At 43.1% G+C, this 25,294-nt stretch carries 24 protein-coding genes, 1 tRNA gene and 1 riboswitch; of the genes, 18 read left to right on the forward strand and 7 right to left on the reverse strand.

From position 1 onward, the window contains the following. Window positions 1–34: 34 nt before the first annotated feature. Genes GJU87_RS08230 through GJU87_RS08240 form a run of 3 tightly spaced genes read left to right on the forward strand, consistent with a single transcriptional unit; the run spans window position 35 to window position 3,610 of the window. A complete protein-coding gene (locus GJU87_RS08230) occupies window positions 35–1,399 on the forward strand; it encodes a CsgG/HfaB family protein (RefSeq protein WP_153639081.1) in 1,365 nt (454 codons plus the stop codon). A gap of 52 nt (window positions 1,400–1,451) precedes the next feature. Further along, window positions 1,452–2,042, forward strand: coding sequence for a hypothetical protein (locus tag GJU87_RS08235; protein WP_153639082.1), 591 nt, complete (start codon window positions 1,452–1,454; stop codon window positions 2,040–2,042). A gap of 56 nt (window positions 2,043–2,098) precedes the next feature. Then, on the forward strand, window positions 2,099–3,610 hold the full coding sequence (locus GJU87_RS08240; protein ID WP_153639083.1) for a carboxypeptidase regulatory-like domain-containing protein: 1,512 nt from the start codon (window positions 2,099–2,101) through the stop codon (window positions 3,608–3,610). 297 nt (window positions 3,611–3,907) lie between these two features. Here GJU87_RS08240 and GJU87_RS08245 read toward each other — a convergent pair whose 3' ends face one another. Then, window positions 3,908–4,696 (reverse strand): CsgE family curli-type amyloid fiber assembly protein, encoded by a 789-nt coding sequence (locus GJU87_RS08245; protein ID WP_153639084.1) that lies wholly within the window; start codon window positions 4,694–4,696, stop codon window positions 3,908–3,910. 236 nt (window positions 4,697–4,932) lie between these two features. Between GJU87_RS08245 and GJU87_RS08250 the strand changes: the two genes are divergently transcribed. The 6 genes from GJU87_RS08250 (at window position 4,933) to GJU87_RS08275 (ending at window position 8,870) form a co-directional block, all read left to right on the forward strand. Then, the gene (locus GJU87_RS08250; protein ID WP_153639085.1) at window positions 4,933–5,337 is read left to right on the forward strand and encodes a hypothetical protein; all 405 of its coding nucleotides are present in this window, start codon (window positions 4,933–4,935) and stop codon (window positions 5,335–5,337) included. A gap of 5 nt (window positions 5,338–5,342) precedes the next feature. Beyond that, window positions 5,343–5,528, forward strand: a complete 186-nt coding sequence (locus GJU87_RS08255; RefSeq protein WP_153639086.1) for a hypothetical protein — start codon at window positions 5,343–5,345, stop codon at window positions 5,526–5,528. Between the two features lie 12 nt (window positions 5,529–5,540). After that, window positions 5,541–6,164, forward strand: a complete 624-nt coding sequence (locus tag GJU87_RS08260; RefSeq protein WP_153639087.1) for a trimeric intracellular cation channel family protein — start codon at window positions 5,541–5,543, stop codon at window positions 6,162–6,164. Continuing rightward, the gene (locus GJU87_RS08265; protein WP_228491909.1) at window positions 6,145–6,393 is read left to right on the forward strand and encodes a DUF3820 family protein; all 249 of its coding nucleotides are present in this window, start codon (window positions 6,145–6,147) and stop codon (window positions 6,391–6,393) included. Before GJU87_RS08260 ends, GJU87_RS08265 begins: the two co-directional genes overlap by 20 nt. 120 nt (window positions 6,394–6,513) lie before the next feature. Continuing rightward, window positions 6,514–7,872 (forward strand): fasciclin domain-containing protein, encoded by a 1,359-nt coding sequence (locus GJU87_RS08270; RefSeq protein ID WP_153639088.1) that lies wholly within the window; start codon window positions 6,514–6,516, stop codon window positions 7,870–7,872. A gap of 98 nt (window positions 7,873–7,970) precedes the next feature. Continuing rightward, window positions 7,971–8,870, forward strand: coding sequence for a MerR family transcriptional regulator (locus GJU87_RS08275; RefSeq protein WP_153639089.1), 900 nt, complete (start codon window positions 7,971–7,973; stop codon window positions 8,868–8,870). Window positions 8,871–8,873: 3 nt separating this feature from the next. Here GJU87_RS08275 and metA read toward each other — a convergent pair whose 3' ends face one another. The 3 genes from metA to GJU87_RS08290 form a co-directional block, all read right to left on the reverse strand. Next, window positions 8,874–9,791 carry a homoserine O-succinyltransferase gene (gene metA / locus GJU87_RS08280; protein ID WP_153639090.1) on the reverse strand — a complete coding sequence of 306 codons (918 nt, stop codon included), beginning with the start codon at window positions 9,789–9,791 and terminating at the stop codon, window positions 8,874–8,876. A gap of 81 nt (window positions 9,792–9,872) precedes the next feature. Continuing rightward, window positions 9,873–11,156, reverse strand: coding sequence for an O-acetylhomoserine aminocarboxypropyltransferase/cysteine synthase family protein (locus GJU87_RS08285; RefSeq protein ID WP_153639091.1), 1,284 nt, complete (start codon window positions 11,154–11,156; stop codon window positions 9,873–9,875). A 93-nt stretch (window positions 11,157–11,249) separates the two neighbouring features. Next, window positions 11,250–12,638, reverse strand: coding sequence for an aspartate kinase (locus GJU87_RS08290; protein WP_153639092.1), 1,389 nt, complete (start codon window positions 12,636–12,638; stop codon window positions 11,250–11,252). Window positions 12,639–12,866: 228 nt separating this feature from the next. Beyond that, window positions 12,867–12,952: riboswitch (SAM riboswitch) on the reverse strand. A gap of 321 nt (window positions 12,953–13,273) precedes the next feature. Here GJU87_RS08290 and GJU87_RS08295 point away from each other — a divergent pair. The 4 genes from GJU87_RS08295 (at window position 13,274) to GJU87_RS08310 (ending at window position 16,717) form a co-directional block, all read left to right on the forward strand. Next, window positions 13,274–14,896 (forward strand): beta-N-acetylhexosaminidase, encoded by a 1,623-nt coding sequence (locus GJU87_RS08295; protein WP_153639093.1) that lies wholly within the window; start codon window positions 13,274–13,276, stop codon window positions 14,894–14,896. A 90-nt stretch (window positions 14,897–14,986) separates the two neighbouring features. Further along, the gene (locus GJU87_RS08300; RefSeq protein WP_153639094.1) at window positions 14,987–15,670 is read left to right on the forward strand and encodes a PrsW family glutamic-type intramembrane protease; all 684 of its coding nucleotides are present in this window, start codon (window positions 14,987–14,989) and stop codon (window positions 15,668–15,670) included. Window positions 15,671–15,726: 56 nt separating this feature from the next. Further along, the gene (locus tag GJU87_RS08305) at window positions 15,727–16,245 is read left to right on the forward strand and encodes a nitroreductase family protein (protein ID WP_153639095.1); all 519 of its coding nucleotides are present in this window, start codon (window positions 15,727–15,729) and stop codon (window positions 16,243–16,245) included. 283 nt (window positions 16,246–16,528) lie between these two features. Further along, the gene (locus GJU87_RS08310; RefSeq protein WP_153639096.1) at window positions 16,529–16,717 is read left to right on the forward strand and encodes a PLDc N-terminal domain-containing protein; all 189 of its coding nucleotides are present in this window, start codon (window positions 16,529–16,531) and stop codon (window positions 16,715–16,717) included. Between the two features lie 15 nt (window positions 16,718–16,732). Here GJU87_RS08310 and GJU87_RS08315 read toward each other — a convergent pair whose 3' ends face one another. Continuing rightward, window positions 16,733–17,737, reverse strand: a complete 1,005-nt coding sequence (locus tag GJU87_RS08315) for a hypothetical protein (protein ID WP_153639097.1) — start codon at window positions 17,735–17,737, stop codon at window positions 16,733–16,735. A gap of 162 nt (window positions 17,738–17,899) precedes the next feature. Beyond that, window positions 17,900–19,417: a biopolymer transporter TolR gene (locus tag GJU87_RS08320; RefSeq protein WP_228491910.1), complete on the reverse strand. Its 1,518-nt coding sequence runs from the start codon at window positions 19,415–19,417 to the stop codon at window positions 17,900–17,902. A gap of 209 nt (window positions 19,418–19,626) precedes the next feature. Here GJU87_RS08320 and GJU87_RS08325 point away from each other — a divergent pair, with 209 nt between their 5' ends. The 4 genes from GJU87_RS08325 to GJU87_RS08340 all read left to right on the forward strand — a co-directional run bounded on the left by GJU87_RS08325 (window position 19,627) and on the right by GJU87_RS08340 (window position 22,252). Next, a complete protein-coding gene (locus GJU87_RS08325; RefSeq protein WP_153639098.1) occupies window positions 19,627–20,268 on the forward strand; it encodes a hypothetical protein in 642 nt (213 codons plus the stop codon). Between the two features lie 196 nt (window positions 20,269–20,464). Next, window positions 20,465–20,539, forward strand: a tRNA-Pro gene (locus GJU87_RS08330). Window positions 20,540–20,827: 288 nt separating this feature from the next. Continuing rightward, window positions 20,828–21,379: an AraC family transcriptional regulator gene (locus tag GJU87_RS08335; RefSeq protein ID WP_194831476.1), complete on the forward strand. Its 552-nt coding sequence runs from the start codon at window positions 20,828–20,830 to the stop codon at window positions 21,377–21,379. A 138-nt stretch (window positions 21,380–21,517) separates the two neighbouring features. After that, window positions 21,518–22,252 (forward strand): energy transducer TonB, encoded by a 735-nt coding sequence (locus tag GJU87_RS08340; protein ID WP_153639100.1) that lies wholly within the window; start codon window positions 21,518–21,520, stop codon window positions 22,250–22,252. 130 nt (window positions 22,253–22,382) lie between these two features. On the opposite strand, the gene GJU87_RS08345 is transcribed toward GJU87_RS08340, so the two are convergent. Next, window positions 22,383–23,042: a metal-dependent transcriptional regulator gene (locus GJU87_RS08345; RefSeq protein WP_153639101.1), complete on the reverse strand. Its 660-nt coding sequence runs from the start codon at window positions 23,040–23,042 to the stop codon at window positions 22,383–22,385. 112 nt (window positions 23,043–23,154) lie between these two features. Between GJU87_RS08345 and GJU87_RS08350 the strand changes: the two genes are divergently transcribed. Then, window positions 23,155–25,017, forward strand: coding sequence for an Nramp family divalent metal transporter (locus GJU87_RS08350; protein WP_153639102.1), 1,863 nt, complete (start codon window positions 23,155–23,157; stop codon window positions 25,015–25,017). Window positions 25,018–25,294: the final 277 nt, after the last annotated feature.

The raw sequence follows: 25,294 nt of genomic DNA on the forward strand, positions 1-25,294 counted from the left end.
TGCAATAATAAAAGTTTTAACCGAATCTTCCCCCATGAAAAAAGTACAACTAGTCATAGTACTCACTGCCAGCTTTGTTCTCAGCTCGTGTAACGCTTATTTTAATCAACCCATGGCTCCTACTCCTGCCCGGATAGGTCAGGATACGAGGATCTCATCAAAATTTGCCGAACTGCCAGCACCTGAAGAACCAATTGTAGCGGCTGTATATAAATTCAGAGATCAGACAGGACAATATAAGGCTACGGATTATGGTTCTTCCTGGTCTACTGCAATCACGCAAGGTGCCACATCCATTTTATTGAAAGCGTTAGAAGATTCGAAGTGGTTTGTCCCTATCGAACGAGAAGGTTTAGCAAACTTGTTAAACGAACGTAAAATTATTAACTCGAGTCGAATGAACTACTCACAGCAGACCGGGAGTAATGAGCCTTCTCTTCCCCCTCTTTTGTTTGCAGGTGTCATTTTGGAGGGTGGCATTATTTCTTACGACTACAATATTCTTACAGGCGGAGCTGGAGCCAGATACCTGGGTATTGGAGCGAATACACAATATCGAGAAGACAGAGTATCCATATATCTCCGGGCTATTTCGACCAATAGTGGTCGGATATTGAAGTCTGTTAATGTTTCCAAAAGGATCTTATCGCAAGAAATAAGTGCCGGTGTTTTTAAATATGTTGCAACGAATAAGCTACTGGAAGCAGAGTCTGGTTTTACCTACAATGAACCAACGGATATCGCTGTACAGGAAGCTATTGAGAAAGCTGTATTGGATTTGATCATGGAGGGAGTATTTGATGGCCTTTGGAAATTAAAGAATCCGGAAGATGTAGAGGCTCCGATTTTTACTGAATATTTAAAAGAAAAAGATCAACGTGACGATGAAAACTTTTGGGGAAATAAATTGCAGCAAAGACGCAATAAACTTGCCTTAAACTTTTCGGCCAATGCTTACAGCTTCCAAAGTGATTGGGGGAAAACGGGGCTGAATGGTGGTGGTAGCTTCGGACTATACTATTTGCCCAAAAAACACGCTTCTTTTCTGTCGCTTACAGCAGGAATTGGAAAACTTAAAAGCGGACCATATTTTGAAACAACGATGGTCAATACCGAACTGAATTATGGTATCAATATTTTTCCACAGCGCTCTTTTTCTCCATATTTTACTGTTGGAACGGGTGTTGCTTATACCGATAAGTTTTACCCTTATGTGAAAGGCGGACTAGGAATGGAGTATTTATTGAGGAATGATATTGGACTTTTTATGGAAGTTAACAGTAACTACTTACTGAATGACAACCTGGACGGAATCAATCACGGTTACTACAATGACTACTTTATTGGAGGCAAACTAGGACTTAACTTGTACCTTGATTTCAATAAGAAAAGAAAATAAGTTTGATTGATATTAAGCCGGAGTTTTTGTAACTTATGTAAAAATGAGAGCCATGAAAAACTTAGATAAAATATTCATTATTCTGGTGTTTTTATTTATATCCGGAACAAGCTGGGCTCAGAGCAATCGGAACAATGTTCCCCAAGGACAGGATGATGGAATTCATCAGCAATTGGCCCAACAGCAATTGTTCATTAACGAACAGATGGCACTTCAGGGAATGTCGGTTCAGGCTCAAGTTAATCAGAAAGGAAACTACAATAATGCTTTAATAAAAGATCAGTCCGTTGAATCTTACCTAAATAATACAACCGTTAATCAATATGGTGATTACAATAATGCCGCCCTCTATATTAACGGCTCAGGGTTGACGACCAATGCTACTCAGCAAGGGAACAGCAATACACTGAAGCTGAATCTTCAGGGCAATAATATCGAGGGAAATATTTTGCAAAAAGGAAACCAGCATACGCTTAACGCCTCGTTATCCGACTATAGCATGCTTAGAAGCACTTACAACATAACCCAAACAGGAAGTGGCAGCAACCTGCAAATTCAGGAGAATGGCTATAATCAACTCAACGGCATGTCTATAAAGATTAACGGTCCGATGACACTTCAATTAAAAAACGGCGGATTTTGAATGCTAAATATAATGGCTTATTATCTAACAAGTAACATCTAACCCCCGGATAGGCGATGAAAAGACACTCTTTTGTTAAATTCCTTCTATTAATACTAGTTTCGCTTGGTTTATGGCAATGTAAAGAACAGCCATATGATGTCGTTCTTTATGGTTCGCTGGAAGGAACCATTATTAGCGAATATGATAATGCACCTATTAGAAATGTCAAGATAACGACTTCTCCAACCTCAGAAACTGTTTATACTGACTCTGTAGGGCATTTTTCCATCGAGGAAGTTCCGTCTGGAGATGTAACAGTAACTGCTTCGAAGGATGGATATACAAGTACCACCGAAAAGCTAACTGTAACGGAAAAGGAGACAAGCACTATTAGTATGTATCTGCCCAAAGATGCTATCACTAATCCAGCTGATGATGCCATTACATTAAAAAATCCGTCAGATGGTGTTGTAGATCAACCGGTAAATTTGACGTTCACCTGGCAATTTAATGATACAACCTATAAAAACTCGCCTATTGATGTTAGTTTAGTAACAATCAATGCTGCAACGCTGGAAGAGAAAACATGGGTAGCCAATACCAGAGATACTTCGTATACAGTAAATGGACTGAAATACAACACATCATACTTGTGGTATCTAAAAGTTGAAGCAGAAGGTACTTATATTGGGAAAACAAGCAACCGGAGATTTCAAACTCAGGCTGTACCTAAGAACCTTCTGGTCTATGCGAAAGTTTTCAATAATAATTATGAGATATTCTCGTACGATAGTACCACACAGATCAACTATCAAATAACAGATTTCCCTGCAAAGGATTGGTATCCCAGAAAGTCTCCGACAGAGGACAAAGTGGCCTTTGTTTCGAACCGGAGTACGGAGAATCTGATATATACGATGACACTTGATGGCAGAAATCTAACACAGGTATCGCCAAAAGACAAGCCTGTAACAGGCTACAACAACAACGGTACTGGTTTTGCCTGGTCACCAGATGGTGGTTACATTATTTATCCTCACAATAACCAGTTAATTAAGGTTAACAAGGAAGGTTATGATGCCACAGTGATTGCTACAGCTCCTGCCGGGCGCAATTTTTGGTATTGCGATTGGTCTCGTTATGGACATAAAATTGTCGTTCAGACCGTTGGCGACAACATTTATGATTCGGAGATATATGTCATGGATGATGACGGCAGCAATATGCATTTGTTGGTCGGAAACGAGCCAGGAAGAACAGACTCTCCCACTTTCTCCTTTGATGGCCAAACGGTTTACTTTACCCACTCCACTAAAGATTTCGCAGATGGAACCCAGATTGATGCTCATCTATATCAAATCAACATTGATGGTACAGGAGAACAGGAAATTGACCTTGGGCTTAGTGCAGGAGAATGTGTATTCAACCCCAGAATTTTAGCGGCAGGGGTCGGTCTTACGTATTCAGTAGGTATAGGAACGATTGGCCCTCGGAACATCTATACAGCCTACTTGCAAACAAATACAGATGGCTCCATTTCCGGTGCCACTGAACAAATTATTCAGGGAGACATGCCTGATTGGTAATTGGGTTAGAGGCAGTAAGATAATGTTTAATATCTAGGAAAAAACACAACAAAAAAGGGAACTAATTAATTGGTAGTTCCCTTTTTTGTTGATAGTTCAGGCTCAGTATAAACCTATTATAGAACCTTAAACATTGTGGCTGTGTGCTTTTCAAAAAAAACACGAATGTTTTCAAATATTTTTGTTGCCCCTTATAAAACTTAGAATAAATCCAGAAATCGAAATTTTAAAGAGCTTTTTTCGAAGCTTATTCAACTATCCGTATGTGGGAAAAATCTCAATGGTAAATTGAAAATATCAATATATTCCGTTCCCCATCATATCCGGATCTTCTAATGTCTGCGAAACATTTTCTCTCTGCTTAAGGTAACTTTGAACTTGTCCAACTGCATAATCGGCATAGGCATTTATGATTTCCTCACGTGGCGACAGATATGAAGAAAACACTTCATCGTCATTCACATAAATAGACACCATCACCCGATTCATTCGGGGTGGACTTTCTTTGATAAAAAGAGTATAATCTTTGGCATCTACTGGTGCCACCCATTTGGAATAAAAAGACTCATAGAAATCGCGTCCTACCTTCGAGAGCGTCTCATCAACAACCAATCCATCAATTTCGACACTCAGTGCTTCTTCACTCTCTTTTTGCTTCTGCTCATTTATCAAAGACACCAGTTTTTCAAGCATCATTTTTTGAAAAGCTTTCTTGCGAAATGTCAAATTGCCTAATTTATTCAGGACTGAATCAGGCGTGGCTGACAATCGCTTTGACGGCACTGAAGGAATAGGCTTTAAGGCAAGAAGCACTTTTACCCCATCAACATAAATCGTGTCAGGATAAGGCCTTTTGTTTAGAATTTCATCAACATGTTTTTTCCAATCAGCGCCATAAGTATCCGGAACTTTGTATAGTGCAGAACGGGAAGCCCCATCAACAGTACTATCTTGATCGACAACCTGAGGAGTAGTAATTCCTGCAGATAAATTACCTGATAATAATGTCTGAGACTTGGCCTGAAAATTTACTATCAGCAAGAAAAATGCTGCGAGATGAAAATATTTTGTGAGTTCTTTCTTCATAACACATCTGGGGGTTATCTGGCTTCAAGTTACTACAAAATATCGTTAAATTCAATCATTGAGGGCATCCCTTTCGTCCTAAAAACACAGCAAAATAAAAGCACAATTTTGCGTTTTCAATAGCTCCGAATTTTACTACAAACGAAATATTCTTCATGTTGTTATAAGCTATGCCGGAAATCTGACTTTAGCTCGAATCGAAAATTTGCTTATTTTCACGAATTAATTAGGAAAGTATGTCGGATACGATTGATATAACAGGACGATGGCTGTTCTCGGAAGATTTTGGCTACGGTACCGATAGCGGATACGTTGATTTGGAACAAAAAGGTTCCAGATTATCGGGGACACTTCAGTTTGCCGAGCAGATTGAAGGTGAAGAGACATTTATTGTCCGACAGGAAATTTATGGAACCGTTACCGGCCGTATCGTTTCAATGAAGTCCAAGTCATGTGAGATTCTCTTCAATAACCAGGATATAACTTATGAGCTGGATTCCTGGAAAGGAAAAATTACCGATGAAGGGAAAATTACCGGGAATAGCATCGACGAAGAAGGAACCACCGGCAGATTTGTTATGGAACGGATTAACGTCCAGACTTCCGGCTCTTCTGACGATATTTCATTTGGAATAAACTAATCCATATGCCTAATAAAAGCTCTAAAGACTGTTTTGTTTGTCAGGCATCGGAGGAAGAAAAACTACTGCTGATTCATCCCCAGGTGATGTTACCCGTATGTCTGGATTGTCACAATACAGATGCTGAAAAACAAAAAGTTGACGAACTGCTGGAAGGATTGGCCGACGGATTCGTCTGCGGTTGCATCTGATACTAACTTACCATGATTAATTTTCTCGATTTAGCCGGTACATTCGTATTTGCTGTGAGCGGAACCCATACTGCTATGCAGAAACGATTTGATCTCTTTGGGGCCCTTTTTATTGGCTTTGTTACAGCAGTTGGTGGCGGAACGCTTCGGGATATTTTGATTGGAATTACTCCCGTATCATGGATGAAGGACATCAACTACTTCTATATCATTGTAGCAGCAGTTATTTTCACCATCCTTTTCAGGAACTTTGTCCAAAAGCTCAGAAAAACGTTATTTCTTTTCGATACCATCGGAATTGGTGTATTTACGGTCATCGGACTTGAAAAGGCGCTTATGATTGGAATTCCAATCCCTATGGCTATTATGATGGGCGTGGCTTCAGCTGTAGCCGGTGGCATACTCCGCGATGTTTTCAGTAACGAGATTCCCCTCATTTTTCATAAAGAGATATATGCTACCGCTTGTTTTGCTGGTGGAGTTCTCTTCATTATTCTGTACAAATTCACTTCACTTTCCGAATCATTTACCGTGCTATCGACGATACTGGTGATCATTGCCATCCGCATTTTAAGTGTGCGCTTTAACTGGTCCCTGCCCCGATTGCCCAAACATCATGAAAGCCATGGAAATTAACTCTGAACAGCAGCGCCGGGAACTGCTTGAGCTGGCCCGTACCCGCATGCCTTTTGGAAAATATAAAGAACGTTTGCTGGTTGATTTACCCGAGCCTTATTTGGTTTGGTTTAAGCAAAAAGGTTTCCCGAAAGGAAAATTGGGTAAAATGCTTGAGTTGATGCTTGAAATCAAATTCAACGGATTAGAAAACATAATTCGAGAAATAAATAAAAATTTTAATTACTGATTTTCAGAATATTATATATTTTTGTTTAATTTTTTTCATTATTCCTTAAACATTTTTATTCCTCTGTGCGTATTACATGCAGAATGAAAACGATTTACGTCTAATCAAACACTGCATGTTATGAAAACAATTAAAATTTCAAGACTTTTAGTCACGATGTTGGTTTTAGGTTTTGTCTTTATGTCCTGTAAAGACGATGATGATAATACCACCACGGTAGAGCAACCACAAATGGAACAAACCATTGCTGAAAAGGCAATCGGAACTGAAAACTTAAGTAGCCTCGTTGCAGCACTTCAGGCTGCCGACTTAGTTGATCCTTTCACCAAATCGGGAAACTATACCGTTTTTGCACCTACTAACGAAGCGTTTGCCCAATTTTTGACTGACAACAACTTTGCCTCTTTGAGTGAAGTACCTAAAGAAGTACTCGCCAATGTACTACTCTACCATGTAGTTAACTCGCGCGTGATGTCGTCTGATTTATCGGCCGGATACTCACCATCCATGTTGCCTGCATCCGAGGACAATTACGTAAGTTTATATTTCCCGGAAGGAAATGTTACGCGAATTAATGGATACTCGAATGTAACAACAGCTGATATTGAGGCCAGCAATGGTGTGATTCACATCGTCGATAAAGTGCTGACGCCTCCAACGGTCGTTGACCATGCTGTTATGAATTCTTCTTTTTCATCGCTGGTTGCTGCTGTTACCAAAGCCAACTTGGTTGATGCACTGAAAGATGGTGACAATCTTACCGTATTTGCACCAGTTGACGGTGCATTTGCATCGCTTCTGTCGGACTTGGGATTGTCAAGCCTTGATGACCTGACAGCTGAAGATTTAACTCCCATTTTGCTTTATCATGTTCTCGGAACAGGCGTTCCTGCGGCCAGTGTAGCAGAAGGATACGTTCCTACCTTATCAATGGCCAATGATAACAATTTGAGTTTGTACATCCGGCTGATAGATGGAAATGTGATGCTGAATGGCCAATCGAACGTGGTAGCAACCGATGTATTTGGAACCAACGGAGTGATACACGTCATTGACAAGGTTCTTTTGCCTCAGACAATCGCAGACTTCGCTGTTTCCAATCCCGCATTTTCACAGCTGGTTGCTGCGCTTTCACAGGCAAATCTCGTCGACGCATTTAACGGTTCCGATGTTTATACGGTTTTTGCCCCGGTAAACGCAGCTTTTGACGCGCTTTATTCCCAGCTGGGTATTTCCGGAGCAACTGACCTCACTGCTGAAGATTTGACTCCGATTCTTACAGCTCATGCGGTAAACGGTAATGTACTCTCCGGCACACTCACATCAGGCTCAGTGCCCACTCTTAATTCGAACAAGTCGCTGGATATTGCTGTCGCAGAAAGCGGAGTAACCATCGATGGAGACATCAACGTAGTGGCCACCGATGTGCAAGCCACAAACGGCGTCATTCACGTTATCGATAAAGTTATCGTTCCTTAATATATAAACGTTTGGTTGATCAAATGTAAGGGTCGGAAATCTCTTCCGGCCTTTTTATTCAAAATGCTTATCTTTAGCCTAACCTCATTTTGAAAGCAATGCCTGGAACTTATACGATAAAAGATTTGGAGAATCTCTCCGGAATTAAAGCACATACCATTCGCATCTGGGAGAAAAGGTACGGTCTTCTGATTCCGCAACGAACAGATACCAATATTCGTCGATATACAGACGATGATTTGAAGAAAATCATCAACATTTCGCTGCTGGTCAACCGTGGCTTTAAAATCTCGAAAATTGCAGCACTTTCCGAAGAGGAACTGTATAATCATGCACTGAAGGCCAGTTCGAAACCCGAGGATACCAACGACCGCATTGAGAAGTTGATCTTTCATATGCTTTCGCTCGACATCAACAGTTTGGAGCAGGAAGTGGAATCGTTGATACAGGAAGCCGGTGTAGAAAGGGCTATTTACCAATACATATTTCCCTTAATGGAGAAAATTGGTGCCTTGTGGCAGGCCAACAGCATTGTTCCTGCACAAGAGCATTTCATGTTTAATTTCTTACGCCAGAAGTTAATTATTGAAACGGACAAGCTTCCTAAGGCTGATGGTAAAGCAAAGCTTTCCGGAATTTTCTTTCTGCCGGAAGGCGAAAATCACGAATTCAGTTTACTCTTTTACAATTACCTGGCGCGGAAAAACGGGCATCACACCCTATATTTGGGACAGTCTGTTCCACTTTCCGACATTCTTACCATTGCCGAATCGTTCCACTTCGATTACTACTTTACCGCGATCATAACTTCGACGCCTAAAAGTGATTTCGAACAGTTTCTGGGAGATTTTTCCCATAGGGTGAGCACGTCTACGTTGTTTGTCACGGGAAAAGAAGCGCAACACTACAAACGCAAACATCCGAGAAATACGCGGATCATCAGCCGACCGGAGAAGTTCGCCGAAGAAATCAAGAGCCTATCCAGAAAAGAGGATTAACCGTTATTTGATATCCTTCAGGTTGAACGGTGTTTCCTGGTATACGTAGTAATTAAGCCAGTTGGAAAACAACAGGTTGGAATGCGCACGCCACAACATCAACGGCTTTTTTGAGGTGTCATTGTTCGGGTAGTAATTCTTTGGGACTTCAATGGGCAAATTCTTGGCCAAATCCCGTTTGTATTCCAAGTCGAGATTGATACGAGCATATTCGGAGTGACCGGTCACAAAAATCTGCTTCCCTTTGCGCGCCATTACCATATACACGCCTGATTCTTTTGACGACGAAACAATCTTCAAATCAGGAATCTTCTCAATATCCCCCCGGCGGGTTTCGGTATGCCGTGAATGGGGAACATAAAATATATCGTCAAAACCACGGAATATCGGCAATTTATTGCTGGTCATCGTGTGCTCAAAAACACCGAACATCTTCTTTTCGAGTAGATGCTTCGGTACTCCGTAAAAATGATAAAGACCGGCCTGTGCTCCCCAGCAAATAAACAAAGTAGAGGTCACATGATGAACCGACCAATCCATTACTGCTTTCAGTTCATTCCAGTAATCAACTTCTTCAAACGGCAACAATTCCACCGGAGCGCCGGTAATGATCATACCGTCGTAGTTGTTTTGCGAAACCGCATCGAAACGCTGGTAAAATGCCTGCATGTGCTCCGCCGGAGTATGCTTCGGAGTATGCCCGCCAAGCTGCAGCAAATCAATTTCTACCTGCAAAGGAGTATTTGACAGCAGTCGGATTAAATCCGTCTCTGTGTTCACCTTCAGCGGCATCAGGTTAACAATCGCAATTCTAAGCGGCCTGATATCCTGATGCGCAGCCCTGCTCTTGCTCATGACAAAGATGTTCTCTTTCTTGAGCATTTTGATGGCTGGCAGTTTATCGGGCAAATTTAAAGGCATTTCACTCTGTTTTTGTTGTTAAAATTGCAGGACTCGAAAATAACGAATCCTGCAATATATTCCTATTCGGCCGCTTCCAAATCAAAGTGACTGGAACGCCTGTTCAAAGTCAGCAATGATGTCGTCGATATGTTCGATACCAACCGACACACGCAACAACGCGGGTAATACTCCTGCTGCCAGTTGTTCTTCGTCACTCAACTGTTGGTGAGTTGTAGCAGCAGGCTGGATGATGAGTGTTTTCGCATCACCCACATTCGCCAGGTGACTAACCAACTCAAGTTTGTCGACAAACTGGCGGGCTTTTTCTTTTCCACCTTTTACGATGAATGAAAGCACAGCACCGGCACCGTTAGGCAGATACTTTTTCGCCAAACCATGGTCCGGATGGCTCTCCAAACCAGGATAGCTAATTGATTCCACTTGCGGATGATTCGACAACCATTTAGCCAGTTTCTGCGTATTCTCAACGTGACGCTCGACCCGAAGTGACAATGTTTCTAGTCCCTGCAATAGCAGGAATGCGTTAAACGGACTCAGTGCCGGTCCAAAATCACGAAGCGCTTCCACGCGAGCTTTGATGATGAACGCAATGTTCTGGAACGTTTCCCAGTAGCGCAAACCATGATATCCTTCTGAAGGTTCTGTCAACCCGGGGAACTTGCCGTTGTTCCAGTTGAAATTTCCACCATCGACAATCACTCCACCGATAGAAGTTCCGTGGCCTCCAATCCACTTGGTCGCAGATTCAACAACTATATTAGCGCCGTGCTCCAACGGGCGGAACAGCTTTCCGGCGCAGCCAAAGGTGTTGTCGACAATCACCGGAATATCGTGCTTTTTGGCAACAGCTGCAACCGCTTCAAAATCCGGGATGGCAAAGCTAGGATTACCTATGGTTTCGAAATAAAGCGCTTTGGTGTTTTCATCAATCAACGCTTCAAAACTCTCCGGTTTCAAATCTTTCGTAAATCGCGCATCAATACCCAGTTTTTTCAACGATACTTTGAACTGGTTGAACGAACCTCCATAAAGGAACGGTGAAGTCACAAAGTTATCGCCCTGCTCCAACAAGGTGGTAATGGTAACAAACTGGGCCGCATGCCCGGATGAAAGTCCCAGAGCTGCTACTCCCCCTTCGAGGGCAGCCATGCGTTGTTCAAACACATCCGTTGTCGGATTATTGATTCGGGTATAAATGTTCCCGAATTCCTGCAAACCAAATAAGTTGGCGGCATGCTCCGAATCGTTGAAAACGTAGGATGTGGTTTGATAAATGGGCACAGCCCGCGATAAAGATGATTCATCCGGCTCGTGCCCTGCGTGAATTTGTAATGTTTCGAAGTGTTTACTTCCCTGACTCATAATGCTCATTTTTATAATTAATAATTGATTTATCACTATTTCGTATGACACCGACAAGTCGTATTGTGTCAATTTCCCGGCCGGGAAATGATTTTAAACTGTAATATATTTTGATTCGAAAAATTCCTGGTGAACGGCCTTCACCGCTTTGGAACGGTCATCGCGGTTGACCAAAAAATAACTGACAACGGGCGATGCCCCCGAACAACTCATCACAACATTGATTCCTTTACTTGCCATGGATGAAAAGATTCGTGCCGCAATTCCGTAATTATCGATTAAACCGTCGCCAACAGCTGCGATAACCGATATTCTCTCGATGATCAACAACTCATTAACAGCGGGCAACTCCTCAGCACTAACAACCGCATACGCGTTGCGCAAGTCTTTTTTAGCTAAAAGAATATTGATGGAGATTTGCGACGTAATAACGGAACTGATGTTGATACCAGCCAAATGCAAAGCCGTTGTTACTCTAGCCAGAATACCTGGTTTTAATCCGACTCCGGGACCTTTTAGTTTCAATACTCCGAATTCATCGCTGTAAGTGACACTCTTCACTACACCTTCGCGAATAGTTTGGTCAGAGTTCACGATAGAAAGCGGCTTTTCTACGTCCAAATCACCATAGATATTGAATACCCGGATAGGAATATGCGGGTCGACCAATGGCTCGACAGTGCGCGGATGCAGAATCTTTGCACCGAAATAGGCCAATTCTGCTGCTTCTGCGTAGGCCAATCGCTCAATTCGTACCGGCTCGTCAACCAGCTTCGGATCGGCGCTTAAAAAGCCATCTACATCTTTCCAGATATCCAACGACGATGCGCCGACGCAACGAGCAAGCGCTGCTGCCGAATAATCACTTCCACCACGCCCCAGCAGTGTCACTTTTCCTTCATCTGAAACGCCATAAAATCCGGGAACCACATAAATCCGGTTTCCCGAAAGGGCTTCTCTTACCTGCGTCGTGGCTTTCTGAAAATCAATGGAAGCGCTTCCAAATTCTCCGTCCGTAACCAACCCGATATCTTCGGGCGACGCATACGCGGCATCAACGCCGTAACCTTCGAGTACGCCCTGCAGAAACACGGCAGACAAACGCTCGCCAAATGCTAGAATCAAATCTTCTAGTGCCGGAGAAGCATCGCCTGTCAGGGCGATTCCCTGCAGGTAATTTTCCAGCTCATCCAGCAATTCCCGGATGTGGTTCTCTATGCGCTCAAGCAAATCCTTTTCAATCGGGTGCTCTTCCAACGCTTCTTTCTTCAGCTGAAAAAGAAAACGACTTACTTCGCCAGCCACTTTTTCATTCTGGCGGGCTTTCTCCAACGATTCAATCAGATAGTTGGTAACTCCATAGAAGGCGGACACTACAACCACAAGAGGCTCATCGTAGTTCGTGATAACGTTCGCCACGCGGCGTACGTCACTCTTGCTTTTAAGGTTCGATCCGCCGAATTTTACGACAATCTTCGGCATAGATATCCTTAATAAAAGGTGTAAGAAAATAAAATGTTTCAGATGATAAATGGTCCGGAATGGACCGGTCGGAAATGCCTCCAAGCACGGATATGCCTGAAGGCTATCGCATGGCCATAGTCATGTTGGGCATCATAGAAGAAGCAGTCATCAATCCAGAGGTGTAAATGGTTACCTCGGCAATAAATTTTGGTGTAATGATTTGTTCTTTTTTCATTTTTCTGCTGTTTATTATGATTAGGTTTTGGCACCATAGATGTTTCCGGTTGCCAGAGCTTCACAGAGCCTAATCTCTCCACTCTTCTTCATAATATCAAACATCTTCTTTGCCCAAGAATATGTATGATGTGTTGACAAACATATGGACATGATTTCAAAAATGCAAACATCTCAACATAAAAATCGGACAAATTCCTATTTTTTAAAACCGGCTTAATATTGGCATTCAATATATTTTCTGAAACTGGTCACACATATTATGACATAAAAAATCTTCTTTGTAGCTTTAACCCACAACTAACACAAAACCTGACGACGATGAAATGCTCCCTTTGCATTAATCCAAAATACCTACATGTATTAACTTCCGAATGATATCCCACATTTATTAAAACTGGAAACTAAACAACAGACAGATGAAACTTAAAAAAGGATTCTTTATGCTGGTTATTCTTGCTGCGATGGTTGGATGTTCAACCAAACAACACGCGCGGTCTGAAGTTAAAATTGTACCGGAACCGGCCAAGGTTGTCAATGCGGATGGCGTGTTTGTCCTGAATGAGAAAACGCCTATTCTGGTTAACGAAGACAACCCGGAACTGAAGCAGATTGCAGGGTTTCTGACGGATCATCTTTCCGATTTCTATGGATTAAAGGCCTCTGTCGATGTAGCGGACTCGCCACAAAAGAGAGCGATCTTTATCGGCATCGACAAAAGTCTCAACCTGGGGAAAGAAGCTTACAATCTATCGGTAACTCCAAAACAAATTGTGCTGAAGGCTTCTGCGCCGAATGGCCTGTTTTATGGCGTTCAGACCCTGATCCAGTTGTTGCCACCTTCTCGTCAACAGCTATCGGAAGCTGTATTTCCTGCCGTTGAAATTGAAGATGCACCACGATTCAGCTGGCGAGGCATGCACCTTGATGTTGGCCGTCATTTTATGCCGGTTGATTTCGTGAAAAAGTACATCGATTACATTGCCATGAACAAAATGAATGTGTTTCACTGGCATCTCACCGAAGATCAGGGATGGCGTATCGAAATCAAGAAATATCCGAAACTGACAGAAATTGGTTCGAAGCGGAAAGAAACGCTCATCGGGCATGCCCACGAATCGAACGAATACGATGGAACACCTTACGGTGGATTTTACACCCAGGATGAGATTAAAGATGTGGTAGCATACGCCAAAGCCCGTTATGTAACCGTCGTTCCTGAAATCGAACTTCCCGGACACGCTTTAGCAGCGCTGGCGTCGTATCCCGAGTTGGGATGTACCGGTGGTCCTTATGAAGTAGCAACAACCTGGGGCGTTTTCGACGATGTATATTGTGCCGGAAAGGAAAACACCTTCAAATTCCTCGAAGATGTTATTTCAGAGGTTATGCCTTTGTTCCCGGGCGAATATTTCCACATTGGTGGCGATGAATGTCCAAAAACACAATGGAAGAAGTGTCCCTACTGCCAGGCCCGCATGAAAAAGGAAGGACTGAAGAACGAGCATGAGCTGCAAAGTTATTTCGTGCAACGTATCGAAAAATTCCTGAATGAACATGGCAAAAAGATGATCGGTTGGGACGAAATTCTTGAAGGCGGATTGGCTCCTAATGCAACGGTCATGTCGTGGCGTGGCGAAGAGGGCGGTATCGCTGCAGCCCAGGCACATCATAATGCAGTAATGACCCCCGGGAACTACTGCTACTTCGACCACTACCAGGCCGATCCCAAAACACAGCCTTTGGCAATTGGCGGTCTCACTCCGCTTAAAGAGGTTTATGAGTATGAACCGATTCCCAAAGAGTTGTCTGCAGAAGAAGGGAAATACATTCTGGGCGCCCAGGGAAATGTTTGGACCGAGTACATGAAAACTCCGGAGCGTGTTGAATACATGGTTTTCCCACGGATTGCTGCTCTGGCCGAAGTGGTTTGGTCACCCAAAGACACCCGCAATTACGACGATTTCATGAACCGCATGCAGGACGAAGTGAAACGCTACGATGCGCTGGGCATCAATTATTGTAAGGTCGAATTTCAATAAAGATTGACTTGATTATAGAAGAAAAGGATGGCAGCTTTGCCGTCCTTTTTTCATTTATGCGTATTTTCCGTTTTCAATTAAAACTTAGCCATGCACCTGATACTTCTGGCCATCGCGCCGGTAATCATTATTCTGTTTTACATCTATTGGCGCGACAAATACGAGAAAGAGCCTTTCTATCTGTTAGCCAGAGGACTTCTGCTTGGGGTTATCAGCGTACTGCCGGTTACATTGGTAGAAGGAGTATTGATGATGTTCGGTCCGCTATTCACCGGTTATTGGAACACGTTTTACCAGGCATTTGTCGTAGCCGGAGCTACCGAAGAAGGATTCAAGTTTATTGCTTCTTTCTTATTGGTGTGGCACAGCCGGGAGTTCAATCAACGATTCGACGGGATTGTTTACGCCGTATTCGTTTCCATGGGCTTTGCCTTAGTCGAGAACCTGCTTTACGTTTTCAGCAGCTCTGATGGACTTTCTGTCGGGTTAACCAGAGCACTAACTGCAGTTCCGGCTCATGCTATGTTTGGCGTATTAATGGGATTTCACCTCAGCCTGGCTAAATTTTATCCTCAGGCCCGTCGCCTTTTCCTTGGATATGCTTTTTTAATTCCCTTTACTTTTCACGGATTATACGATTTTATCCTGATGTCAGGTAATCAGATCCTTTTAGCTCTTTTCGTTCCGTTTATCATCTATATGTTATTTAGAGTTTACCGCCGAATGAAATTATTATCGGATGCAGACAACCTGATACATGACGGTCAGGAATAGCTGACGGAAACTTTTCTTTGTATATTTGTTCACATCACGCCCAAAAACGACTGGATATGCAATTTATCGAATTGGTAGAACAACGTCATTCTGTGAGGAAATTTTCAGCAACTCCTGTTGAAAAAGAAAAGCTGGAAGCTATCCTGGAAGCAGCGCGAATGGCTCCGTCAGCTGTTAACTTCCAACCCTGGCATTTCATCGTGCTAACCGATAAGGACGTTCTCGAGAAATTTTATCCCGTGTATCACCGCGACTGGTTCCGCACGGCTCCCGCTGTGATTGTTGTTCTGGGCGACCATCATCAGGGCTGGCACCGAAAGGAAGATGGAAAGGACCATACCGATATTGATGTCGCGATAGCAGTCGACCATATCACACTGGCTGCAACTGAACTCGGACTGGGAACCTGCTGGGTCTGCAATTTTCACGTATCGCAGGTAACTGATTTTTTCGAGCTCCCAAGCCATTTGGAGCCCATTGCTTTAATTCCGGTAGGTTATCCTGTAGAACGCCAGGTTATTCCGACAAAAAAGCGGAAAGAAGCTTCCGAAATCATTCACTGGAATAAGTTTTAATTCGTTTCACTGAAAGGAAAGTACACTCCGTTTGTTCCGGATTTGTGTGGCCATATTAACACTGGACATCAGCACCGCCATTCCTTTTTCCAATCGGAAAAAACATGATCCCCGCAGCACGTTTGCAGGTTTACATTCTGCTAAGCAAGCCTCCGCAAGGAAAATACCCCTTAGCTTAATAAGACTGATAATAAATAAGATAGAAGTGACGACATTACGTTTACCAAAGCAAACCTTACTTTCCTTTGCTTGTTTACGCTACAGTTAAAGTCGACTGAATGAAATGACTACCCTAATCGCCATATTACTCCTTCTGTTCTTCCTGACTTTAACTATTTCAGCCATCAGAGATTTACTTACCAGAACACCTCGTTACAATACCCGCGTTTTTTGGGCCATTGTCATTCTTTTTCTCTTCCCGGTAGGCACATTTATCTATTTCCTTTTCAGGAGAAATGACTCAACATTTTAACTATTAGGCAATGACTTAATTGCTGGCTCCCTGCAATAAACTATTATCAACTGACATCGAAATGAGATTCAGCACCAGCTGCACCGTCAATGGGTCATAGTGAAATTCACCTTTCAGCCCTTGTATTTTTCCTGCGAGATTGAGCAGCCGCCCGTCCGTCAATAATTGAGAGAGAATGACTTTTCCATGACCTCTGCCGGTAGAGATCGAAACAACGGGGAATCTGTATGGATTGGTTCCAGCCTGAATGAGATGCTTTGTGGTACCGCCTTTTACCTTCAGAAACATGCGCACCGGAGGAACAGTAACTTTATCAAATCCGTTCCAGTTACCACTTTCCATACCTTGCAAATGGTAATTAAGCTCCTTGCTCTTCGAAATAATAGAAAAGCTGGTTTCCGGTTTTGCCTCGCCTGAAAAATAGGCGGAAATCCGGAACGGTAAATCGATCTCCTGCTGATCTACATCAGGCATTTCTGCCGGCCCAAAATCGAGAAAAATAACCGACATGTTGCGACGTAAAGCCCGTTCTATTTCAGCACTCACATCCGAATCACCGTTTTTCAGGCGTTGCCAGGTCCGGTATGAGCAAAGCATGCATTGCCCCCAGCTAAACGACGGCGCTTTGATGTTCTGTTCTTCCACAAACTGCTTCAAAGAAGTTTCGTATTCGGGAACATAGACCATAATCTTCGACATCTTTTGGGACTTCTCCGGCTTGAAAACGTCGAAAGGAATATCTTCACACAGCTTATCACCACTTTCCTCTTCACAGGCACGTAAAACATACTTTCCTTCCTCTTCGGGAACTTTCACCATCATGGGAATATGGAAAGGCTGGTTAGCTTTCAACGGAATCCGCAACAACGTACTCCAACTCTCCATGCCGCCCTGGTTCACAATCTTCAATTGTGTCCGGCTTCTAATCAAACCGGAAGAATGATTATTCAGGTTGATGTCTACTTTGACGGCTTGTCCTGGCAGGAAATGACTGGCGCCAATATTAATTATCGCATTCACGTCATCCGAGTTCTGAGCGACACTTATCAGTGGCCAAATACTCAAAAACAAACCAATAAAAAGGAGTGAAAATATACTATGCTGTTTCATGGGCTATCTACAAAAATACCCTGTCCGGATTTATTCACGGACAGGGTACTTCATTAATAAATATCGTGAAGATTATTCTTCCGGATCGCCGTAAGTAAACGAAACGAAAGCCAAACGTTTTCCGTCGGGACTCCACGAAGGCACGTTCATGGTACCTTGTCCGCCGTAAAGGTAAGCAATCACTTTCGATTCCTTGCTATCTGTATCCTGCATCTGGATCATCACCCGCTTGTTGTGCGGATGATTGCCCGGTGCCACCGTTGGTGGATACGAAACATATACCATACGCTTACCATCCGGTGAAATGTGTGCAAACCAATCGTTATACGGACCAAAACTCACCTGTTCCTGATCACTTCCATCCGGTTTCATACGCCAGATTTTCATCAGGCCCGAACGCACCGAGTTGAAGTAGATGTATTTTCCATCCGGTGAATATTCCGGTCCGTCATCCAGCCCTTCCGCAGTTGTCAAACGGACTTCTTTTCCGCCGGTGGCCGGGATGCTATATACATCGTAATTGCCATTTCGTTCGGCGCAGTATACCAGTGTTTTTCCGTCGGGCGACCAACCATGCCAGTACGAAGGCGCCTTATCGGTTACCCGGAAAGCGTCTCCCCCTTCGATGGGAATAGTGTATATGATAGAACCTGATTTTCCGTCACCTAAATCGGTCTGACTGGAAACGGCCAGCATGGTTCCGTTAAATGAAATACCATGGTCGTTATTGCAACTCTGTGCCACACCGGTATTTAAAACCTGTGGATTAAGGGTATCTAACGGAAATTTGATGATTTTGCCATCCGAGTTATACAGAAGGAATTTGCCATCACGTGACCAGTTAGGTGCTTCGATATGGGTATTCGTTGTATAAATAACCTTGCGGTGACCTGTCTCCACATCCAACAATTCCAAACGGCTAGGCGAAAGATTCTGGTATCCGTCGACTCCGTCCGCAGCCGGAACATCAATTCGGAAATTCTCGAACACAGCAGTTTCCGACACATCGGGATTATGGGAGCCAATAAACAAGCCGGCGTATACCGTATCGGGCAATTGCAGCTCAACGCGGCCGGTTTCCTGCAACAAATTTCCAAATTTCGCTGCCCGCATGATAATTGTGTCTCCCTGGCGTTCCAGTTGAATCACATCAGGAGCAGAAAGTTCCGCTTTTACTTCTTTTGTTTCGGCATTTGCTTCGGGGCGATATTGCAGCGAAGTAAGCCCATCCCCGTGAATTGCAGCGTCGGCATAGACCGAACCACCGGTTAAATCACTGCGAAACATCAATCCCATTTTTCGGTGTGGATCAACACCTTCACCCTTAAAATGAGCCATACAGGTCATGATGAAATCGCCGCCCAGTTTTTTGCGGGCAAACTGAAATTCATCGCTGGTTCCCCAAATGTTGGTTCCACTTCCTGTTAAGGTATAGGTTTGCGTTTCCGCATTGTAAACCGTACTTCCTTTTATTTTTACCTTACCAATGTCGGTAGCCTGATTGAACACGCCAATATCGGCAACATTGGCCGGGGGCGTTGAGCAGGAAAAAAGAGCAATGATGGGAATCAATAACATAAATCGCTTCATCGGTTTGTTATTTTAGATTTATTAGTCATATAGTCTGAATGAATTAAGCAAAGAACCTGAGAATTCATCGGCCGGAAGCTTTCCAATATTAAGCATAATTCCAATAATTCCGAAAGGATGGAGCCAATAAATGTGCACAATACAATATGTCACTGTTTTATTGATTTTAACTACCTTGCCTTCTTCAGCTAAAGCCCCAAAAGACCGAAATGAAAAGAATAACGCGACATTTGTACCTCGACAAATATCCGGTGAAGCCGGAAGCTGAGAAGTTGATCGTGGGTACCATCCATCCGCACGACAAGTCGCAATTCCAACTCCCTTTCTTCTATGGCAACCGGCTTAGTTTATGGAAACTATTGCAGCAAGCTTTTCCGGATGATTTCGGACCGGAACTAACACTCAACTCCATTCTTAACTTTTTACAGAAACATCGAATTGCCATGAGCGATACCATCCGGGAATGTGTCCGGACAAATGATTCGGCGCTGGATCAGGATTTAATTCCTACCCGGTTGAATTGGGAATTAATCGACCAAATCCGGCAATCTCAAATTCGTGAAATCTTCTTTACCAGCGGGTTTCAGAAAAACAATGCTTTCAAACTTTTCTATGTCGATATCCTGGGGATGAAAATCACCAAAGAGATTCGAAAAAATCGTGAGGTGATGCTTTCTCCCCATATATTTGGCAGACCAGTGAAACTAACCGTTCTTTACTCTCCTTCGGGAGCGGCCAACCGTGCCTGGGCGCAAACGCAGATATGGAAAGATAATCAACACAAGTATGTTGACTCCCCCACTCCGCTTCAAGACTTCAAAGTAGATTACTACCGTGAAAAATTTAGCTGAGCGGTTCAGGCTCTTTTACTCACCACCGACTTCTTCTTGCAAATATTCCGATTAGAAAATTTTATGTTATCTATTTCCTGCAATATCAATGTAGTGCGGAATAGCATGTTTTTTTTTCGAAAAAAGGTATTGCGAAAAACCGAAAATCCCTTACATTTGCAGCCGTCAAACGACATCAGTCACCTGACAAAAAGTTCGGGGTGTAGCGCAGCCCGGTTAGCGCGCGTCGTTCGGGACGACGAGGTCGAAGGTTCGAATCCTTTCACCCCGACAACAAAAGCCAGTTTGTGTTTTACAAGCTGGCTTTTTTTATTCTCACGCAGTGACCAATTTCAAAAAAGCATCGAATACTACAATCTTCAGTGAACACCTTCGGTAAGGTTTATTTGCCTGATTGGGATGCCGATTTTGTCGATTTTTTTTAATCGGCTGTTTATCACTATTTCCTTCAAAAGCAAAATACATACTCATAAAACATTGATATTTAACGATGTATTAGCTAACTTCTATCCCATTACAATTTTTGTGCAAGGAATGTATGAACGGTCATCATCATAATATGAACCAAATATTCCTTCAACGACTGACAGAAATTACCGAAGAGAATCTGACAAACGAGCATTTTAATGTCAACGACCTTGCCAGCGCTATGAATATGAGCCATACCAAACTCTATCGAAAGCTGAAATCCTTATCACATCAAACGATTAGCCAGTTCATCCGCGAAATCAGATTGCGAAAAGCACAGGAGATATTGTTAAACGAAGACGTCACTGCGTCAGAAATTGCTTACCGGACAGGTTTTGGAAGTCCTACATATTTCAATAAGTGTTTCCACGAATATTATGGCTATTCTCCTCTTGAATTCAAGAAGCGTGAGATACAAAAAAGATACGGCTTCGTTTCTTCTTTATCCCGAAAACTGAAAAGCAAAATACACTATTTTCTAATTATCATAGCTTTGGCAATAATAGCTGCCCTTTTCTTTTTTGCTTTAATAAATCACGATAATTCCGATCCTGAAAAGAGCCATTCTCATAACAAAGTAATCATTTCATCCAAAGGTTTTAATAGATATCCCGAAGACAATACGGTCTGCCTAATTCGTTAAATTTTTGACCGATTATCACAATGGAAGCACATAATTGGCCATGTTCAGCCCGTTATTTGCTATTCCCAATCCCGATTCCTGTCGGACATTTGTATAGTCTAATCACTCCACTTTAGTATTCACCAAAACTCTGCTATCATGAAAAAGATTCTGCTGCTATTTATGTGCCTGCTCGTTTCGGCTTTGGTATACAGTCAACACGAGAAAGGCCATACGGAACTGGAACAAGTGGAAGTATCTCCACCTGAATTCACTGGCATAAAAGGTTCTACAAATCTTTTGAATGGCGAAACATCCCACCCAACACTGTTAAGCGAATACATATTGAACCATGTTAAGTACCCGGAAACCGATATTGAACGCAACCGGGAAGGAAAAGAAATTATCCGGTTTGTTGTTCAACCCGACGGTACCTTAACTGATTTTACTGTAATTAATAGTGTTTCAGAGGCTATTGATGAAGAAGTTGTTAATGCATTGAAAACCACAGAAGGAATGTGGAAACCTGGCTTTAACAATGAAAAACTGGTACCGATGGAAAAAGAATTTAGTATGGTTTTCAAGCTCGCGACCACACGCGACTTAACTGCTCAAGCTACTACACAGTACAGAAGGGGAAATAAATTACTATTGTTAAAGTATAAACCGAAAAGAGCTCTTCGTCACTTCGAACAAGGATTGGTATATGTGCCAAAAAGCAAGCCATTACTTTTTATGCACGGCTTTGCGCAGTACCAGCTCGGTGAAAAAGACGCCGCCTGCCGGGACTGGAACCGGGTTAAAGAACTGGGTGGCATCGACGCCGACGGATGGCTGGATAACCTCTGCCAAATGAAGGGGTATGCCGAAATGCAAGAAATTATGGAGGAATAAATTGAGCATAATATGGGAGATTTCGGTTTTAAACAACAGCCACGGGAAGAGGAGTCGCCATTATTTGTCGGCTCCTCTTTGTTTGCTAATTCAAGAGAATACCAAACCGTTGTTTAGGCTGCGAAATCAATTAGCCCACCTTTTCAACTCTCAGCTTTTCGCAAACCGGGTGAGTTAATGTTTCTGCAGGATGATTATCGTAGCTAACCACCATGCTTCCGTCATAGGCTTCAATCGAAACTATTCTCATCTCCACCCCCAACGACAAATCACGATTGTTCAGGTATTTTAGAAAATCAGAAGCAGAATGGGCCAACGCTATTAATCGAACTTTCTCTCCTGGCTCGCAATTGCTGAGCTGCTCATAAACCTCCTCGGCAATATGCCCGTCCTTGTCTGGAATCGGAGAGCCATGGGGATCGATGGTTGGATGCCCCATCAATTTATCCATTCGGTCGAAAAAAATAGGTGAGTTAATATGCTCTATTTGTTCCGCAATTTCGTGGACTTCTTCCCAGCCAAATCCCATCTCATTTACCAAGAACATTTCCGTCAGCCGGTGCTTACGGAGAACCAGAGCCGCCTCTTTCTTTCCCTTTTCAGTTAGCGAAAGTGGCTTGTATTTTTCGTAATTTACCAACTCCTGCTTCTTCAGATTCTTAATCATACTGTTCGCTGTGGGAAGGCTTACCTTCAGCAATTTACTCAGGTCAGAAATCGTCGCCATTCCTTGTTCTGTGACAAGTATGAACAAAGCTTTCAGATAATTTTCTTCGGTTACAGAGGCCATAGTTCTTCAATATTCGAAACAAAAGTAATAAAAAGATTAAAATAATTTTGTTAGAATAATCTAACTCTATACTTTTGTCTTCCAAATAACATGCAATTACACCAAGCAATATATGAGAACGGAATCACTAAGTGAAGTACATTCAACGGTCAGAACCGATAAGAAAGGGTGGAGAAAAATTTTAGCGTTTATCGGGCCTGCATACCTGGTTAGTGTGGGTTATATGGACCCGGGGAACTGGGCTACCGATATCGCAGGAGGTTCGGAATTTGGGTACAAACTGATTTGGGTTTTGCTGATGTCGAACTTAATTGCCCTCCTTTTGCAATCGCTTAGTGCCCGGTTGGGAGTTGTCAGGGGAATGGATTTAGCGCAGGCTTCGAAAAATTTGTACCCTAAATGGGCCAATATTCCGCTATATATACTGGCCGAAATTGCCATCGCTGCCTGCGACCTGGCGGAGATTGTCGGAATGGCCATTGGTCTTAATTTGCTCTTCGGACTGCCACTGATTTGGGGCGTCGGTCTGACAGCCCTCGATACTGTTCTGCTGCTCTTTTTGATGAATAAAGGTATGCGAACCATGGAAGCGTTTATCGTTGCGCTGGTTTCTGTCATAGGACTCTCATTTTTGGTTGAAATGTTTATCGTTTCCCCGGTATACAGCGATGTAATGAAAGGCTTCGTTCCTTCCAAACTAAGTGGTGACGCGCTGTACATCGCTATTGGAATTATCGGAGCGACTGTGATGCCGCACAATTTGTATCTGCACTCCTCGTTGGTGCAAACCCGACAAATCGACCGGTCGAAAAAGGGATTGAAAGCGGCCTTAAAATTCAACTTCGTCGACTCAGCGATTGCTCTCAACATGGCCTTTCTGGTTAACTCGGCGATCCTGGTTCTGGCGGCTGCAGCTTTTTATGTAAATGGTTATTTCCATATTGCTGAAATACAAGATGCCTCTAAATTATTGGACCATCTGTTTGGAAAAACAGCTCCCACCTTTTTCGGTATCGCACTGATTGCAGCGGGACAGAGCTCGACCATTACGGGCACACTGGCCGGACAGATTGTGATGGAAGGACACCTGAATCTGCGGATTCAGCCGTGGTTGCGAAGGTTAATCACCCGCTTACTGGCAATTATACCTGCACTTTTCACCATTATATATTTCGGAGGCGATGCACTGGGAAGCCTTCTGATATTAAGCCAGGTTGTATTGAGTCTTCAACTGGGGTTTGCTGTGATTCCGCTCATCCACTTCACCTCAGACAGGAAAACAATGAAGGAGTTCACCATCAAATTGTGGGTTAAAGTCCTGGCCTGGATAAGTGCTGCAGTGATCGTTTACCTGAACATCAAAATGGTCATTGACGAGATTGCTAAATGGGTTGCCAATTCCGGAAACGATAAAATATACATTTATCTGATTGTAGTCCCATTGGCAGTTGCAGTTTTGGCTCTCTTGATTTTTATCTTCGCCTACCCGCTCTTTACCTCTTCCAAGAAAAAGAAGAAACAGTGGCCACATGGCAAAGCCGAAGTATTTAAACTGACAGAGCCCGTCAAATATCAGCACATCGGTATTGCCATCGACTTTTCCGGTAATGAGCAAAAGATTATTCAGAATGCATTGTCTCAGGGAGGCAAATCAGCTTCCTATACGCTTATTCACGTAGTGGAGAGTGCTGCGGCCCGTTACCATGGCGATAAGTCGATGGACTATGAAACACAGCTGGATGCTGCCAACCTGGAAGCCTACCAGAAGAGCCTGGAAGAACTGGGCTACAACGCCGATTCACAAATCGGATTTGGTGATCCGGCATCGGAGATCAGCAAACTAATCACCAAAAACGATATCGATTTTCTGGTGGTAGGTTCACATGGACACAAAAGAGTTAAAGACATGGTGTATGGTACCACCGTTGATTCCCTAAGGCATACTATTCAGATTCCTCTATTAATCGTTACCTAAACCGAAAAGAAATGTATTTGAAAGCTACCGGAAAGTGCTGGTTTCTATCTACTTGAATACCGGACGTGAATTCAATTTAAAAGGCTCTTCACCTGCAGCCTATTTTGTCAGACTCTCAATCGATTTGCAAAAAAAGCAGGTAATATTTCAGCAAAAGCTCAAACTTTTTCTAAATATTCGAAAAAACAGTGCCTCCGGAACTAATACAACATCATGTTCCGGAGGCATTGTTTTTATTGACGATCCGCGTATGATGAAAGATTATTTCAAGCCGCTG

The sequence above is a fragment of the Prolixibacter sp. NT017 genome, assembly GCF_009617875.1.
In the GTDB taxonomy this organism is placed as follows: domain Bacteria; phylum Bacteroidota; class Bacteroidia; order Bacteroidales; family Prolixibacteraceae; genus Prolixibacter.

What these genes read in the sequence shown, in the direction of transcription:
- GJU87_RS08255 (WP_153639086.1), top strand. Translation starts at nt 5,343, where the DNA reads ATGCCTAATAAAAGCTCTAAAGACTGTTTTGTTTGTCAGGCATCGGAG.
- GJU87_RS08305 (WP_153639095.1), top strand. Translation starts at nt 15,727, where the DNA reads ATGCAATTTATCGAATTGGTAGAACAACGTCATTCTGTGAGGAAATTT.
- GJU87_RS08335 (WP_194831476.1), top strand. Translation starts at nt 20,828, where the DNA reads ATGAACCAAATATTCCTTCAACGACTGACAGAAATTACCGAAGAGAAT.
- metA (WP_153639090.1), bottom strand. Translation starts at nt 9,791, where the DNA reads ATGCCTTTAAATTTGCCCGATAAACTGCCAGCCATCAAAATGCTCAAG.
- GJU87_RS08320 (WP_228491910.1), bottom strand. Translation starts at nt 19,417, where the DNA reads ATGAAGCGATTTATGTTATTGATTCCCATCATTGCTCTTTTTTCCTGC.
- GJU87_RS08325 (WP_153639098.1), top strand. Translation starts at nt 19,627, where the DNA reads ATGAAAAGAATAACGCGACATTTGTACCTCGACAAATATCCGGTGAAG.
- GJU87_RS08265 (WP_228491909.1), top strand. Translation starts at nt 6,145, where the DNA reads ATGAAAGCCATGGAAATTAACTCTGAACAGCAGCGCCGGGAACTGCTT.
- GJU87_RS08295 (WP_153639093.1), top strand. Translation starts at nt 13,274, where the DNA reads ATGAAACTTAAAAAAGGATTCTTTATGCTGGTTATTCTTGCTGCGATG.
- GJU87_RS08285 (WP_153639091.1), bottom strand. Translation starts at nt 11,156, where the DNA reads ATGAGTCAGGGAAGTAAACACTTCGAAACATTACAAATTCACGCAGGG.
- GJU87_RS08245 (WP_153639084.1), bottom strand. Translation starts at nt 4,696, where the DNA reads ATGAAGAAAGAACTCACAAAATATTTTCATCTCGCAGCATTTTTCTTG.
- GJU87_RS08270 (WP_153639088.1), top strand. Translation starts at nt 6,514, where the DNA reads ATGAAAACAATTAAAATTTCAAGACTTTTAGTCACGATGTTGGTTTTA.
- GJU87_RS08230 (WP_153639081.1), top strand. Translation starts at nt 35, where the DNA reads ATGAAAAAAGTACAACTAGTCATAGTACTCACTGCCAGCTTTGTTCTC.
- GJU87_RS08340 (WP_153639100.1), top strand. Translation starts at nt 21,518, where the DNA reads ATGAAAAAGATTCTGCTGCTATTTATGTGCCTGCTCGTTTCGGCTTTG.
- GJU87_RS08345 (WP_153639101.1), bottom strand. Translation starts at nt 23,042, where the DNA reads ATGGCCTCTGTAACCGAAGAAAATTATCTGAAAGCTTTGTTCATACTT.
- GJU87_RS08310 (WP_153639096.1), top strand. Translation starts at nt 16,529, where the DNA reads ATGACTACCCTAATCGCCATATTACTCCTTCTGTTCTTCCTGACTTTA.
- GJU87_RS08290 (WP_153639092.1), bottom strand. Translation starts at nt 12,638, where the DNA reads ATGCCGAAGATTGTCGTAAAATTCGGCGGATCGAACCTTAAAAGCAAG.
- GJU87_RS08235 (WP_153639082.1), top strand. Translation starts at nt 1,452, where the DNA reads ATGAAAAACTTAGATAAAATATTCATTATTCTGGTGTTTTTATTTATA.
- GJU87_RS08300 (WP_153639094.1), top strand. Translation starts at nt 14,987, where the DNA reads ATGCACCTGATACTTCTGGCCATCGCGCCGGTAATCATTATTCTGTTT.
- GJU87_RS08275 (WP_153639089.1), top strand. Translation starts at nt 7,971, where the DNA reads ATGCCTGGAACTTATACGATAAAAGATTTGGAGAATCTCTCCGGAATT.
- GJU87_RS08350 (WP_153639102.1), top strand. Translation starts at nt 23,155, where the DNA reads ATGAGAACGGAATCACTAAGTGAAGTACATTCAACGGTCAGAACCGAT.
- GJU87_RS08250 (WP_153639085.1), top strand. Translation starts at nt 4,933, where the DNA reads ATGTCGGATACGATTGATATAACAGGACGATGGCTGTTCTCGGAAGAT.
- GJU87_RS08260 (WP_153639087.1), top strand. Translation starts at nt 5,541, where the DNA reads ATGATTAATTTTCTCGATTTAGCCGGTACATTCGTATTTGCTGTGAGC.
- GJU87_RS08240 (WP_153639083.1), top strand. Translation starts at nt 2,099, where the DNA reads ATGAAAAGACACTCTTTTGTTAAATTCCTTCTATTAATACTAGTTTCG.